Source organism: Metabacillus sp. KH_069 (assembly GCF_057838075.1).
The window spans coordinates 4,370,318-4,383,770 of the sequence record NZ_CM174460.1; the positions used below are offsets into that span (position 1 = coordinate 4,370,318).

Below are 13,453 nucleotides of genomic sequence, written 5' to 3' on the forward strand. Positions count from 1 at the left end.
CCAGCTTCAGGAATTCATCAGGTAGACAAACACTGAATGATTTTGTTATATTAGTTACCTAGAGTAACAATTATCCAGGGTAACTATTATTTGATGAGGTGTTTCCTATAAAAACATACCAAAAGTTTTTTCAGCAGCTTCTGCTGTTATACCGCCCTTTTGAAAACAGACTGAATATTGAGCTCGCCAAACACGATTTGTACAGAGCACAGTGGTCAGTTTTGCATTACTTATCCAATTACGGGACAGCTACGCTTGTTGAGCTTGCTGATTATCAAAGTGTTGAAAAACCTACCGTTACAAGAACGATCAGCCGCCTGGAGGAACTGGGCTATGTAGAGCATGTTCCCGGCAAGGATAAGCGTGAAAAGAGAATGCAGCTTACAGACATTGGGAGAAAGGTTTACGGAGATGTCCGCGTAACAATCGATGAATATGAGCAGGAGATTTTAAAAGGGATTTCAGAGGAAGAACAGCTTGAAGTCATCCGGATTATGGGAGATATCCGGAACAATATTAGAGAGTAAGGTGATACAAACGTGAATCAGACAGCATCCAAACTATGGACGAAAGACTTTATTGTCGTGTCGTCCATCAATTTTTTCTTAACGTTAATCTTTTACTTATTAATGGTGACCATTGCGGTCTTTGCAGTAGATGAATACAGTGCCTCTACAAGTGCGGCGGGACTTGTAACCGGGATTTTCATTATTGGCGCATTGATTGGCAGGCTATTAATTGGAAGGCTAATCGTAACCTTCAGCCGGAAAAAAATCCTGTATACCGGGCTTATCCTGTTTACCCTGACAACAGCCTTTTATTTCTTTGAATTAGGCCTTGGCTTCCTTCTTGTAAACCGTCTGGTTCATGGAATTACACTGGGTATGGCCAGTACAGCAACAGGCACCATCGTAGCACAGATTATTCCCGCTTCGCGAAAAGGAGAAGGCATCGGGTACTACAGCATGAGTGCAACTCTTGCAACAGCCATTGGACCATTCATCGGACTGTACTTGAGCCAGAACGCAAGCTTTCATACGATCTTTACTTTCTGCGTTGCATTAGGCGCCGGCAGTTTAATCATTGCCTTTTTCCTGTATGTGCCCCCGCTTGATGGTTCAGCAAAAAAGGCAGAAGTACGAGGATTCAAACTTTCAAATTTTGTAGAGCCAAGAGCTTTGCCGATTGCATTTATCACCCTTGCGGTGGCGTTTTGTTATTCAAGTGTCCTATCTTTTATTAATTTCTACGCAATGGACATTCATCTTGTCAGCACAGCAAGCTTCTTTTTCATCGTCTATGCGGCAGCTGTTTTGGTATCACGCCCCTTCACCGGCCGTTTAATGGACAAAAAAGGAGCAAACTTCATTATGTACCCTGCCTTCCTCTTGTTTGGAGCAGGTATGTTCCTTCTCAGCACAGCAAGCACCAGCTTCATTTTCTTGCTGTCCGGTGTACTGATCGGTCTTGGATTTGGAAACATGCAATCAACGACACAGGCGATTGCCGTAAAATTAACGCCGCCTCACCGGATGGGGCTCGCCACTTCGACATTCTTTATCTTTCTTGACGCTGGTTTAGGATTTGGACCATATCTGCTTGGTTTTGTCATTCCGGTGACAGGCTACAGCACGCTGTATGTGATTTTGGGCTTTGTAGTTCTAGCCAGTTCTCTTCTTTATTACTTCCTGCACGGGAAGAGTGAAAGGACTGCGTGGGCAAAAGTTAATGCTTCTGCATCAGCATGAGAGCAGTGAGAAAAAGAGACTGGGACGTAACGATCATCTCCTGAATGAAAGCCGAACATTGAATAGTGCGAAAACCATTAAAAGAAAGAGCTATTTTCGCCATAAATTGTTGTTTTTCAAGATAAATAATGTCCGTTCCTTTCCGCTCCAGGAACTTGCTTTCCGCGGGGAGCATGGGAGCCTCCTCGGCGTTGCCTGTGGGGTCTCCCATTTTGCTCTATATCCCGCAGGAGTCAAGTTCCTTCCGCTGCAATCCACTTAAGGTTTCTAACATTTAGTACTTCAGCAACAATATTTATGAAAAGAGCCAAAGAAAAAAATCCGAACTAAAACGAAATTCAAGTTGGAATTTCACATAATAGTTCGGATTTTTCTTTGGCTGAAAACCATTTGTCCCAGCCTCTTCTCTGTTCTATTTATTAAACTTCAGATTGACCAGCCCGCCATTTTTTTGAAATCTTCTCAATATGGCGAGGTGCTGTCCGGCAGCATCCCCCAATTAAGCGGGCCCCTGATTTGTACCATTCTTCTGACTGTTGATCCAGTTCAAGGCAAGATTTTTGCCCATGCCATGTTTTAGTTTCCGGATTATACGCTTCTCCAGAATTAGGGTATACAATAACCGGTTTTTTTGTCTGGCTGCTGATCACTTTTATGGCTTCATTCACCAATTCCAGTGGTGCACAGTTGATGCCAATTGCAGCAATTTGTCCGTTGCACCCGAAGGTATTTGCACACACCTCGAGGAGGGTGCCATCACTAATCGCTTTCTCATTTTTCAAGGAAAAGGACAGCCATGCATATGTATTGGGAAATTCCTTCAATAAAGAACTTAATACGTTTGCTTCCTGAAGGGAAGGAATTGTTTCAAATGCCAGTAAATCAGCACCTGCTTCAATCAAAGCTGATATTCTTGGACGATGAAATTCTTCTAATGTTGCATCCGTAACACCATAGTTGCCTGTATACTCCGAACCATCTGCAAGATAGGCGCCATAAGGACCAATTGATGCCGCAACCAATGGTTTTGGTCTAACAGCTCCCATTTCTTCCTTCCAAAAATCATCTCTTGCTTTTTTGGCAAGCAGCACCGTTTTCTTCATTAATTGCAAGGCTTCTATTTCTTCGATTCCCCGCTTCAAGAACCCATCAATTGTTGCCTGGTAGCTTGCCGTTATTGCACAATCCGCTCCCGCACGGAAATAGTCTGAATGAACCTGATAAATCAATTCCGGGTTTTCAAGCAATATTCGGGCTGACCAAAGGGGATCGTCCAAATCACAGCCATGCTGCTCAAGCTCTGTAGCAAGTGCTCCATCAAGAATCATAATGGAATGGTCATGTAAAATAGCGTCAATTGGATTGATTTTCTGCTGCATATCCTTCTCCTCTTTCCTTTACATACTGAGTTAAATAATAGCTTCCATAACAAATCAAAATAAATGGAATGCCGCAATAAAGTGCAATTCGCTGTGCAGGGTCAAATGCGATTCCAACTAATGATGCGAGACACAGCACAAAAGATGCGATCGGCACCAGGGGATAGAAAGGCGTCCGGTAAACCAGATCCTTTACTGAATGACCTTCTTTGATATATTGTCTGCGAAAGAAAAACTGTGACGCACTAATACTCATCCAGACGACAACCACAGCTAAACCTGAAATGGAGACAAGGATGATATACACTGTATCTGGCGCAATGATGCTTGAGAATAAAGCCAAAGTACCGCCCAGCATGCTGAATATCACAGCATATATAGGTACACCTTGTTTTGTCACTCTAGCAAAAATAGGTGATATGGTTTTCTTATTTGAAAGAGACCAGAGCATTCTGGAAGCAGCATATAGACCTGAGTTTGCTGCAGACAAAATTGCCGTTAAGATAACGAAATTCATGATATCTGCTGCAAATGGAAGACCAATTCGTTCAAGAACAGCAACAAAGGGGCTCTTTAAAACCCCTGAATCCGATGCAGGCAGCAGCGCCGATAATACAACAATCGTTCCTACAAAAAAGAGGATCAATCTCCATAATGTTGTTCGAATCGCGATGGGTATTGTTTTTTCAGGCTCTGCCGTTTCTCCGGCTGCGACCCCTATTAATTCTGTTCCCGAATAAGCAAAGTTCACAGCAAGCATCGTCATGATCACGGCAAATGCACCATTCGGAAATAACCCTTCACTTGTAAGATTCGTAAAGAATGGAGCAGAACTCGAGTCCGTCAGCGGAATAAAGCCAACAATTGCGGCTCCTCCTAAAAGAATAAAAATCACTATGGCAACGACTTTAATCGATGCAAACCAAAACTCAGACTCCGCAAAAAACTTAACCGTCACAGCATTTAATAAAAAGATCATCAAGGCAAATACCGCGCTCCAAATCCAGACGTTAATGGACGGAAACCACCTTTGCATCAGCAGCCCAGCTGCCGTGAATTCTGAACCTAACGCAACCGTCCAAGTAAGCCAATACAGCCAGGCTACTGTGTACCCTGTTCCTGGACCAATATATTTAGCGGCATAGCTGTGAAATGCACCAGTCTCCGGCATATGTACTGATAATTCCCCTAAACAAAGCATAACGAGATAAACGACCAGCGCCCCAACTAAATACGACAGGATGGTGCCAAACGGTCCAGCCTGCTGAATCGTATAACCTGTACTTAAAAATAAACCTGTTCCAATGACACCTCCAAGCGATAACATGACTAAATGACGAGATTGCATTTTCCTCTGAAATTGCTGCTGACCTTCCATTTCTACTCTCCTTTTTTTCAAATCCAAAAAAATGAAAAACGCACTCTTTAAAAAGAGTGCGCTGCTGACAAATAAAGGTATGCTTATCTATCAGGTTCATTCACCCGCTGGAATTAGCACAGTGTCATCATAGACCTGCTGCTGAGGTTTCAAAGGGCCAGTCCCTCCACCTCTCTGGATAAGAAATTATTTTTTTATTACAATAGCAATCTATTGAAACAATGTCAAGATTAGTATGAATATTCCGTGCAATGTGATCTATAGCACACAAATCTGTTTTACTATACAATAATTGTAAAAGAAACCTTATAGTGTGGTGACATTTTTGTTCAAACTCCTTTTAATTGAAGATGATTTAACCCTGTTTAATGAAATGAAAGAAAGATTAAATCAATGGTCATATGATGTTTATGGAATCACTGATTTTAATAAAGTGATGCAGGAATTTTCAGAAGTTAAACCTGATTTGGTCATCATTGATATTCAGCTGCCGAAGTTTGACGGTTTTCATTGGTGCCGAATGATCCGTGCCCATTCAAATGTGCCGATCATCTTTCTGTCCTCGCGGGATCATCCGACTGATATGGTCATGTCCATGCAGCTTGGGGCCGATGATTTTGTCCAAAAGCCTTTCCACTTTGATGTGCTGATCGCGAAAATTCAGGCCATTCTCCGTCGTGTTTATAACTACAATACTGAACAAGTAAGTCTGAAAACATGGTGCAATGCTGCGGTTGATTATGAACGAAATACGGTTACGAATGAAGCAGGCTCCGTTGAACTGACAAAGAATGAAATGTTCATCCTCAAACTGTTAATTGAACAAAAAAACAAAATTGTCAGCAGAGACAAACTCATGAACAGCCTGTGGGATGATAAACGCTTCATAAGCGACAATACGTTAACAGTAAATGTCAACCGCCTGCGAAAGCGGCTCGAGGAGATTGAATTAGGCCGTTTTATTGAGACAAAAGTAGGACAGGGCTATCTTGCGTCAGAAGAGGAAATGCTATGATCCGCTGTTTCTTAAAAGAGCGCCGCAGCTGGATTTTCTTTTTCATTTTTATTCATGTCCTGATTCTCTTTGTCTCTTTCATCGATTCAGCCATTCCATTTGAGCCTGTTTTGTATATTGTCTTCCTTTCCATGATCTCATTCTTTGTTTTCTTAACGGTTCGGTACAATAAAGAAACCGCTTTTTATAAAAGCCTGGAGGATCGGGAAAACAACCTTGATTTATCAAGCATTCCAGTACCGGAAAGTCCATTTGAACAGTTGGTCGAAAAAACGCTCATCGAACAGGCAGAGATGCTGAAAAAAGATGCTATGCACAGCAGAATTTCGCTTGAACAAGAAAAAGATGAACTGTTATCGTGGATTCATGAAGTGAAGACCCCGCTAACTGCCATGCATTTAATGATCGAACGCATGGAAGACGATGCAATGAAAACGCAATTGACGTATGAATGGCTGCGGATTCACCTTCTGCTTGATCAGCAGCTGCATCAAAAACGGATTCCGTTTATAGAAAACGATTTGTATATTGAAACAGTCGACTTGGAAACGGTGGTTTTTAATGAGATTAAGACGCTGCAGTCATGGTGTATTCAAAAAGGGATTGGATTTGACATTCAGCTTGATCAAAAGGAAGTCCTTAGTGATGCGAAATGGCTGGCATTTATTATTAGACAGATCTTAACGAATGCAGTGAAATACAGCGAAGCCTCTGACATTTCTATAAAAAGCTGGAGTCAGGATGATCAAACAAGGCTTGAGGTGAAAGATTTCGGCCGGGGCATTGATCAAAAGGACCTGCCGCGCATATTCGATAAAGGCTTCACATCGACCGTCAACCATCAAGATCACGCTGCTACAGGGATGGGGCTGTATCTCGCTAAAAAAGCAGCCACTCCCCTTCTGATCGATATTCACGCACAGTCAATCGTCAATGCAGAAACAGCATTTGCGTTAACTTTTCCTAAAAGGAATGATTTTGCGGCCGTCATTAGCGTGTGACAAGAATGTCACATGCTTTTCTATTTTGTTCGCACAATAAAAGGAAAAGGACCTTTCTCCTTTTTATAATAAAGGTAATGAATGAAGAGGAGGAAGCGAGTATGGCGATATTAGAAGCATCAAAGCTCCATAAAAGCTACGGAAATAAGTTTAATAAACAGGAAGTCCTTAAAGGGATTGACCTTTCGATACAAGAAGGCGAATTTGTCAGCATCATGGGTGCATCCGGTTCAGGCAAAACAACGCTGCTGAACGTCCTGTCTTCGATTGATAAAGTAAGCGGCGGGACCATTCAAATTGAAAAGAAAGAAATGACGGGCATGAAGGAAAAGGAGCTTGCTGAATTCAGAAAGCATCATCTCGGCTTTATTTTTCAGGATTATAACCTTCTGGACACACTGACAGTGAAAGAAAATATTCTGCTGCCGCTCTCCATTTCTAATGTTCCCAAGAAAGAAGCGGACCAAAAATTTCAGGCATTGGCAAATGAACTCGGCATCAGCGAGCTAAAAGACAAGTATCCGAACGAAATTTCCGGCGGCCAGAAGCAGCGTACTTCTGCAGCACGGGCCTTTATTCACGAACCAAGCATTATTTTTGCCGATGAACCAACAGGCGCACTCGATTCTAAATCGGCTGCTGACTTGCTGAATAAATTGACCGAGCTTAATGAAAAACGAAAAGCAACCATTGTCATGGTTACGCATGACCCTGCTGCTGCAAGCTACTGCAGCAGAGTCATCTTTATAAAAGACGGTCAGATCTATACTCAGTTAAACAAAGGCGGCCAGACAAGGCAGGCATTCTTCAAAGACATCATGAAAACGCAAGGCGTTCTGGGCGGTGTTCAGGATGAACGTTAATCAGCTGATTATCAAAAACCTGAAAAAGAATATAAAGAATTACTATCTCTATATTTTTGCTCTCATTTTCAGCGTGGCGCTTTATTTCGCATTTGTCACGCTGCAGTATGACCCTTCTATGGACGCGGTAAAAGGTTCCATCAAAGGAGGGGCCGCCATCCGGGCTGCATCTGTCCTGCTGATTGCTATTGTCACAATTTTTTTGCTCTACGCCAATAACATTTTCATTAAACGCCGCAGCAAAGAGATTGGACTGTTTCAGCTGATCGGAATGACAAAGCATAAGATTTTCCGCCTTTTAACGGCAGAAAACTTCCTGCTGTACTTTGGATCTCTTGTTCTTGGTATTTTCGCAGGTTTTGCGGCTTCAAAATTAGTGATGATGATTTTATTCAAAATTACCGGGGTGGATGATGTAGCTAAACTCCACTTTTCCGCCCAGGCTTTCGTGCAGACACTGATTGTCTTCATCGTCATATACCTTCTTATCATGCTGATGAACTATCTGTTTATTAAAAGACAGAGCATTCTCTCGCTGTTCAGAGTGCTCTCATCAGCAGAAGAGAAAGTAAAAAAGATGTCCTTTTTCGAAATGGCCATTGGCATCCTTGGAATCATTATGATTGCGGCCGGGTATTATGTTTCCTCTAAGCTTTTTGGCGGAGACTTTAAATCCATGATGGCCCTATATGGCGCCATGCTATTTATTCTCGGTTCTGTTATCCTTGGTACCTATCTTTTTTACAAAGGGTCCGTGAGCTTTATTTTCCACCTCATCAGAAAGAAAAAAGACGGCTATTTGAAGGTTGGAGAGGTTCTGTCTCTTTCCTCCATCATGTTCCGGATGAAATCAAATGCCCTGCTGCTGACAATCATTACGACGGTCTCAGCACTTGCAATCGGGTTGCTGTCCTTGAGCTACATCTCTTATTACTCAGCTGAAAAAACCGCTCAGAATCAAGTGCCTGCTGACTTTTCCTTTACTGAAAGCAAAGATGCTGCACAATTTGAAAAAGCTTTGGATTCTGCTGGGATAGCGTACGAGGCGGACTCCACTGATATTGTCATGGCTGAAGTGGATATCAGCGACATATTCAGCGCCAAACTAGAAGGACTGAATTATGACCCGAGCAAGATGACTCTTCCTGTCATCAGTGAAAAAGCGGCAGGAAAAGAACTATCTAAGGACGAAACGATTTTCACAGGGTACAGCGACCTGCTGCAAAAATTCATGCCGCTTGATGAGAGCGGAACCGTTACTCTTCTTGGAAAAACAACAAAAATCCCGCAAACTTACTTGGGTATGGAAAAAGATTCTCCAGTATCCTGGTATTTCACATCCGGGGGAATGCCGACAGCAATTGTCGATGATACGGTCTTTAAACAGCTGAAAGAAGATATGAATCCTGATGTTCAGCAGCCGGCATCTACTTATATTGCTGTTGAAATACCGGATCAGGAAGAAGTAAAAGAAGCGAATACCCTTTTCACGTCCTTAAAACTGGGTGAAAACGCCCCAAACGATTCCCAGCTTGAAGTGCTGAACAGCCAGAAGCGCAATATGGGAATGGCCATGTTCATCGTCGGCTTCCTTGGGCTGTCCTTCCTGGTCACATCAGGTTGCATCCTTTACTTTAAACAAATGGGCGAGAGTGAAGAAGAAAAACCGAATTACACCATCTTGCGAAAACTCGGCTTTACACAGGGAGACTTGCTGAAAGGCATACAGGCCAAACAGCTCTTCAACTTTGGAATTCCACTAGTAATTGGGTTGCTGCACAGTTATTTCGCCGTGCAGTCTGGTTGGTTTTTATTTGGAGCTGAAGTTTGGACTCCGATGATTATTGTTATGGTTTTGTATACGGTGCTTTACTCGATCTTTGGAGTGCTGTCTGTGCTGTATTCTAAAAAAGTGATCAAAGAGGCATTGTAAGAGAAAACTCCAGCTGGTTGGCTGGAGTTTTTCTTGTTCTTGTCATTCGTTTTGAGATAATCAATCATCAACTGACAGATACTTCCTCTTATTCCTTAGCTCTTAAAAACACCAAAAACCCAATTCCCGCCAATAAACAAGAAACCCCCGCCCAAGAAACCAAATCCAGCTGCTCCCCAACAAGCAGCACACCCAGCAAAGCAGCGGTTAAAGGTTCTGCCAATGCGAGCGTGACCGCTGTTGAGGACGGAACATAATAAAGGGCTTTAGCAAAAAGAAGGTAGGCAATGCCCGTCGCCATAATGCCCAAATGGAGACTTACCGCCAGCCCCTCAGGCTCCGCAATCCAACTCATGTCATATAGAAAGAGAAATGGAGATAAAAAGACCGCACTGAGAGTAAATACAACCGCTACAACCGGTAAAGAAGGATAATTCTGCACAAGCCGCCTGCTGACCTGCGTATAAACAGCAAAGGATAAACCGGCCCCTAGAGCCATGACAATACCAGATGGAGCAACACTCATTGAGTCACTATTTGAAAATAGCAGGATGCATCCAAAGATTGATAGAAACGTTGAGTACCACCAGCCTCTTGATGGACTTTTCTTCAGCACCAGCCACTCCAGTGCACCCGATAGAAGAGGGGCGCTTCCAATAGCGATAACAGTACCGACTGCCACTCCGGTTAGTTGTACCGCTGTGAAAAATAACGGCTGATAGGCAGCCATACATAAAGCTGCCGCGAATGTCACCTTGATTGGCCAATTACGAAGATTTAACTGACCGAGCATTAGAACAACAATCAATAAGGAGATGCCTCCAACCGCAAGACGCGCCGCCCCGACGGCAATCGGATGGGCAGCTTCTGGAGCATAAGTCTGTGCCGTACCGGTTGTTCCCCATAACACGCCTGCTAGCAGGACCCACAAAGGAGCCAGTTTTTCTTTCATTATTTTCACCTCAAATAAAAAAGAACCTCATCTGTATCATAAAGAAAAACAGACCGTTTTTCTTTACCAAGTTTAAGGTTCTTTTTATCCGATATTTATTTTTCTGTAGGCTTTAGGAGAAATGCCCTCGCAGCTTGTGAACCATCTCGTAAAGGAAGAAACATTCTCAAACCCTACCTCTTCGCTGATGCTTGAGATTGACCAGGAAGTCCCCATTAACAGCCGCTTTGCTTCATTCATCCGCAGCTCAGAGATATAGGCCTTTGTACTTTTTCCTGTTTTCTCTTTAAACCAGGCTGAATAATAGACAGGATGATAATGTTCGATCTCCGCCAGGGTTTCCATTTTGATCGGACGCTTATAATGCTGATGAAGATACGTGATGGAAGGAGAAAGGGACTTCTGCAGTTTTTGAGCTACATATCTTGTGAGTTCATTCAATCCTCCCTGATGGCTCCCGGCCTCTTCCAGCAGCAAAAACCGGATGGAGGACCATTGCTGATCAAGCTTTAGATACATACTCTCTGTTTTTCCCTGCAAATAATGAGTTGGAATGTCCAAGATCAGAAATTCATTCCTGTCCGTGGAACGATAGAGATGAGTGAAGTCTGGCGGTATGTAAAAGCATGTATCTTCACTAAGGTTGAGCTTCTGCAGGTCTGTATGAATCTCCAATGAACCCTGCAATGGAAAGAGAAACTGCCCAAAATCGTGCTGATGTGAGTGAAATTCTCTAGAATAGGTTCTTTTTTCGCAAATGACCTGACGGCTGCTCTCCACTTTGGCTCCCTCCTTTTTATCTTATTATATAATGAACATCCAAATTGGAGTCCCCTGTAAACCAATTTCTAATAAACCTATTCTAAATAGACGAGGTGTCAACTCATGCAGCTACAGCAAATTGGCTATCATTTTAATGCATATCCTTCTCTTCCGATTGGCCAGGAAGAAAACATGCCTCTTCATCTGCTCGTGCAGATCCTGTAAGGAGCAGCCACAAACAAAATCCAGCGGAGCAGCTTCCATGAAGCGGATATCTTTTGACTCCTGAAGGATTGGCGAATAAGTATATTACAAAAGCAATGTTAAAGAGACTGGGACATAACGATCATCTCCTGAATTAAAGCCGAACATTGAATAGTGAGAAAACCATTAAAAGAAAGAGCTATTTTCGCCATAAATTGTTGTTTTTCATGATAAATAATGTCAGTTCCTTCCGCTGCAATCCACTTAAGGTTTCTAACATTTAGTCCTGTAGCAACAATATTTATGAAAAGAGCCAAAGAAAAAAATCCGAACTAAAACGAAATTCAAGTTGGAATTTCACATAATAGTTCGGATTTTTCTTTGGCTGAAAACCATTTGTCCCAGCCTCTTAGTGAAAAGGTGTCACTTACATTTCCTTAACTATAAACCAGTTCTTTTTGACTTAGACCCAGCGTCTGGGCTGTTGAAGTATGAATTTCTTCAAAAAGCGCCGGGTTGTCCACTAGTGATACGCCGTAAGAAGGAATCATTTCTTTAATTTTCGGTTCCCACGCTGTCATATGCTGAGGGAAGCATTTTGCAAATACCTCAAGCATCACGTGAACGGCAGTAGAAGCACCAGGAGAAGCGCCGAGCAAGGCAGCGACTGATCCATCAGCGGCACTGACAACTTCCGTGCCGAATTGCAGCGTTCCTTTACCGGCCTCTGTATCTTTGATTACCTGTACACGCTGACCCGCTACCACGATATCCCAGTCCTCGCTTTTGGCAGTAGGAATAAACTCCCGCAGTTCATCCATGCGCTTTTCATTCGATAACATCACCTGCTGGATCAGGTATTTGGTCAACGCCATCTCTTTTACGCCTGCCGCAAGCATCGTGACGACATTATTCGGTTTTACAGAACCAATCAAATCTAAATTTGAACCTGTTTTTAAAAACTTCGGCGAGAAGCCGGCGAACGGTCCAAACAGCAAGGATTTTTTGTTGTCAATATACCGTGTATCAAGATGCGGAACAGACATTGGAGGAGCTCCAACCTTTGCTTTCCCGTATACTTTTGCATGATGCTGCGCGACAACCTCCGGATTTTTGCATACTAAAAATAGTCCGCTTACCGGGAATCCTCCAATATGTTTTGACTCAGGAATACCGGTTTTTTGCAGCAATGGCAGACTTCCGCCCCCGCCGCCGATAAAGACGAATTTGGCAGTGTGGTGCTCGACGGTCCCGCTGTCGATATTCCGCACTTTCAATTCCCACGAACCGTCACTGGTCCGTTTCATATCCTCAACACTATGGTTGTAGTGCATTTCAACATTTTTTCTCTTTAAGTGATCAAACATCATGCGAGTTAGAGCACCAAAGTTAACATCCGTTCCAGAATCGATTTTTGTTGCCGCTATCGGCTCGTCAGATGGACGGCCATCCATCATAAGCGGAATCCATTCCTTCAGTTTTTTAGGGTCATCGGAAAATTCCATTCCTTGAAACAGAGGATTTCCTGATAACGCTTCCAATCTCTTTTTCAAGAACGCTACATTTTTTTCCCCTTCGACAAAACTCATATGAGGAATTGGCATAATAAAGTCCTGCGGATTGCGTATCAGATTTCTGCTGACAAGATACGACCAAAACTGTCTTGAAAGCTGAAACTGTTCATTCACCTTTACAGCTTTGCTAATATCTACAGATCCGTCTGATTTCTCAGAAGTATAGTTAAGCTCACACAGTGCAGCATGGCCCGTACCCGCATTATTCCATTCATTCGAGCTTTCTTCACCTGCGCTTGCGAGCTTCTCAAACACTTTGATTTCCCATTCCGGTGCTAACTCTTTCAATAATGATCCCAAAGTTGCACTCATAACTCCGGCACCAATCAAGATCACGTCTGTTTTGTTCTGTAAGCTGCTCATGCTACCCATCCTTATCCCCTAAATTTGCAAAAACGAGCAGGCGCCTGCGCACGTGTCACAAAAAGCCAGGCACCACCTTGGAACATACCTTTCACTTACAACCATATCATAGTCTATTAATTATAGATTAAATTTTACTATTATCTGATAATTATAAACTATTTTATGCTTTTAAAAAAGGAAGAAGTTCCTCGAAAAGGTCCCAGCTGCAAAAAAAACAAGACCGCAACTCCGCTTCTAGCATGGGTTAAGGCCTTGTTTTGCGGTTATCAGTGAACCGA

General features: G+C 42.9%; 11 protein-coding genes and 1 riboswitch. Of the genes, 6 read left to right on the forward strand and 5 right to left on the reverse strand.

Annotation, left to right across the window (positions count from 1 at the left end):
* The first annotated feature begins 98 nt into the window (after positions 1 to 98).
* Entirely contained in the window at positions 99 to 527 is a 429-nt protein-coding gene (locus tag AC3ISE_RS21900; protein ID WP_489222602.1) for a MarR family winged helix-turn-helix transcriptional regulator, read from the forward strand.
* A 12-nt stretch (positions 528 to 539) separates the two neighbouring features.
* Positions 540 to 1,748 carry an MFS transporter gene (locus AC3ISE_RS21905; RefSeq protein WP_489222603.1) on the forward strand — a complete coding sequence of 403 codons (1,209 nt, stop codon included), beginning with the start codon at positions 540 to 542 and terminating at the stop codon, positions 1,746 to 1,748.
* A 419-nt stretch (positions 1,749 to 2,167) separates the two neighbouring features.
* Here the strand turns inward: AC3ISE_RS21905 and mmuM are convergent, their stop codons facing one another.
* Entirely contained in the window at positions 2,168 to 3,127 is a 960-nt protein-coding gene (gene mmuM, locus AC3ISE_RS21910) for a homocysteine S-methyltransferase (RefSeq protein WP_489222604.1), read from the reverse strand.
* Positions 3,102 to 4,505, reverse strand: a complete 1,404-nt coding sequence (gene mmuP, locus AC3ISE_RS21915; protein ID WP_489222605.1) for an S-methylmethionine permease — start codon at positions 4,503 to 4,505, stop codon at positions 3,102 to 3,104. The genes mmuM and mmuP overlap by 26 nt, the downstream gene beginning before the upstream one ends.
* An 80-nt stretch (positions 4,506 to 4,585) precedes the next feature.
* Positions 4,586 to 4,690, reverse strand: a riboswitch (SAM riboswitch).
* A gap of 140 nt (positions 4,691 to 4,830) precedes the next feature.
* Between mmuP and AC3ISE_RS21920 the strand changes: the two genes are divergently transcribed.
* From AC3ISE_RS21920 to AC3ISE_RS21935, 4 genes are all read left to right on the forward strand, one after another.
* The gene (locus AC3ISE_RS21920) at positions 4,831 to 5,520 is read left to right on the forward strand and encodes a response regulator transcription factor (RefSeq protein WP_489222606.1); all 690 of its coding nucleotides are present in this window, start codon (positions 4,831 to 4,833) and stop codon (positions 5,518 to 5,520) included.
* Positions 5,517 to 6,521, forward strand: a complete 1,005-nt coding sequence (locus AC3ISE_RS21925) for a sensor histidine kinase (RefSeq protein WP_489222607.1) — start codon at positions 5,517 to 5,519, stop codon at positions 6,519 to 6,521. The genes AC3ISE_RS21920 and AC3ISE_RS21925 overlap by 4 nt, the downstream gene beginning before the upstream one ends.
* Before the next feature lie 101 nt (positions 6,522 to 6,622).
* Complete coding sequence (locus AC3ISE_RS21930) at positions 6,623 to 7,384, forward strand: ABC transporter ATP-binding protein (protein ID WP_489222608.1); 762 nt, start codon at positions 6,623 to 6,625, stop codon at positions 7,382 to 7,384.
* Positions 7,374 to 9,317 carry an FtsX-like permease family protein gene (locus tag AC3ISE_RS21935; protein WP_489222609.1) on the forward strand — a complete coding sequence of 648 codons (1,944 nt, stop codon included), beginning with the start codon at positions 7,374 to 7,376 and terminating at the stop codon, positions 9,315 to 9,317. The genes AC3ISE_RS21930 and AC3ISE_RS21935 overlap by 11 nt, the downstream gene beginning before the upstream one ends.
* Before the next feature lie 88 nt (positions 9,318 to 9,405).
* On the opposite strand, the gene AC3ISE_RS21940 is transcribed toward AC3ISE_RS21935, so the two are convergent.
* The 3 genes from AC3ISE_RS21940 to AC3ISE_RS21950 all read right to left on the reverse strand — a co-directional run bounded on the left by AC3ISE_RS21940 (position 9,406) and on the right by AC3ISE_RS21950 (position 13,172).
* Complete coding sequence (locus AC3ISE_RS21940) at positions 9,406 to 10,269, reverse strand: EamA family transporter (RefSeq protein WP_489222610.1); 864 nt, start codon at positions 10,267 to 10,269, stop codon at positions 9,406 to 9,408.
* A gap of 84 nt (positions 10,270 to 10,353) precedes the next feature.
* Positions 10,354 to 11,049 carry an AraC family transcriptional regulator gene (locus AC3ISE_RS21945; protein WP_489222611.1) on the reverse strand — a complete coding sequence of 232 codons (696 nt, stop codon included), beginning with the start codon at positions 11,047 to 11,049 and terminating at the stop codon, positions 10,354 to 10,356.
* A gap of 623 nt (positions 11,050 to 11,672) precedes the next feature.
* On the reverse strand, positions 11,673 to 13,172 hold the full coding sequence (locus AC3ISE_RS21950) for a malate:quinone oxidoreductase (RefSeq protein WP_489222612.1): 1,500 nt from the start codon (positions 13,170 to 13,172) through the stop codon (positions 11,673 to 11,675).
* Positions 13,173 to 13,453 lie beyond the last annotated feature (281 nt).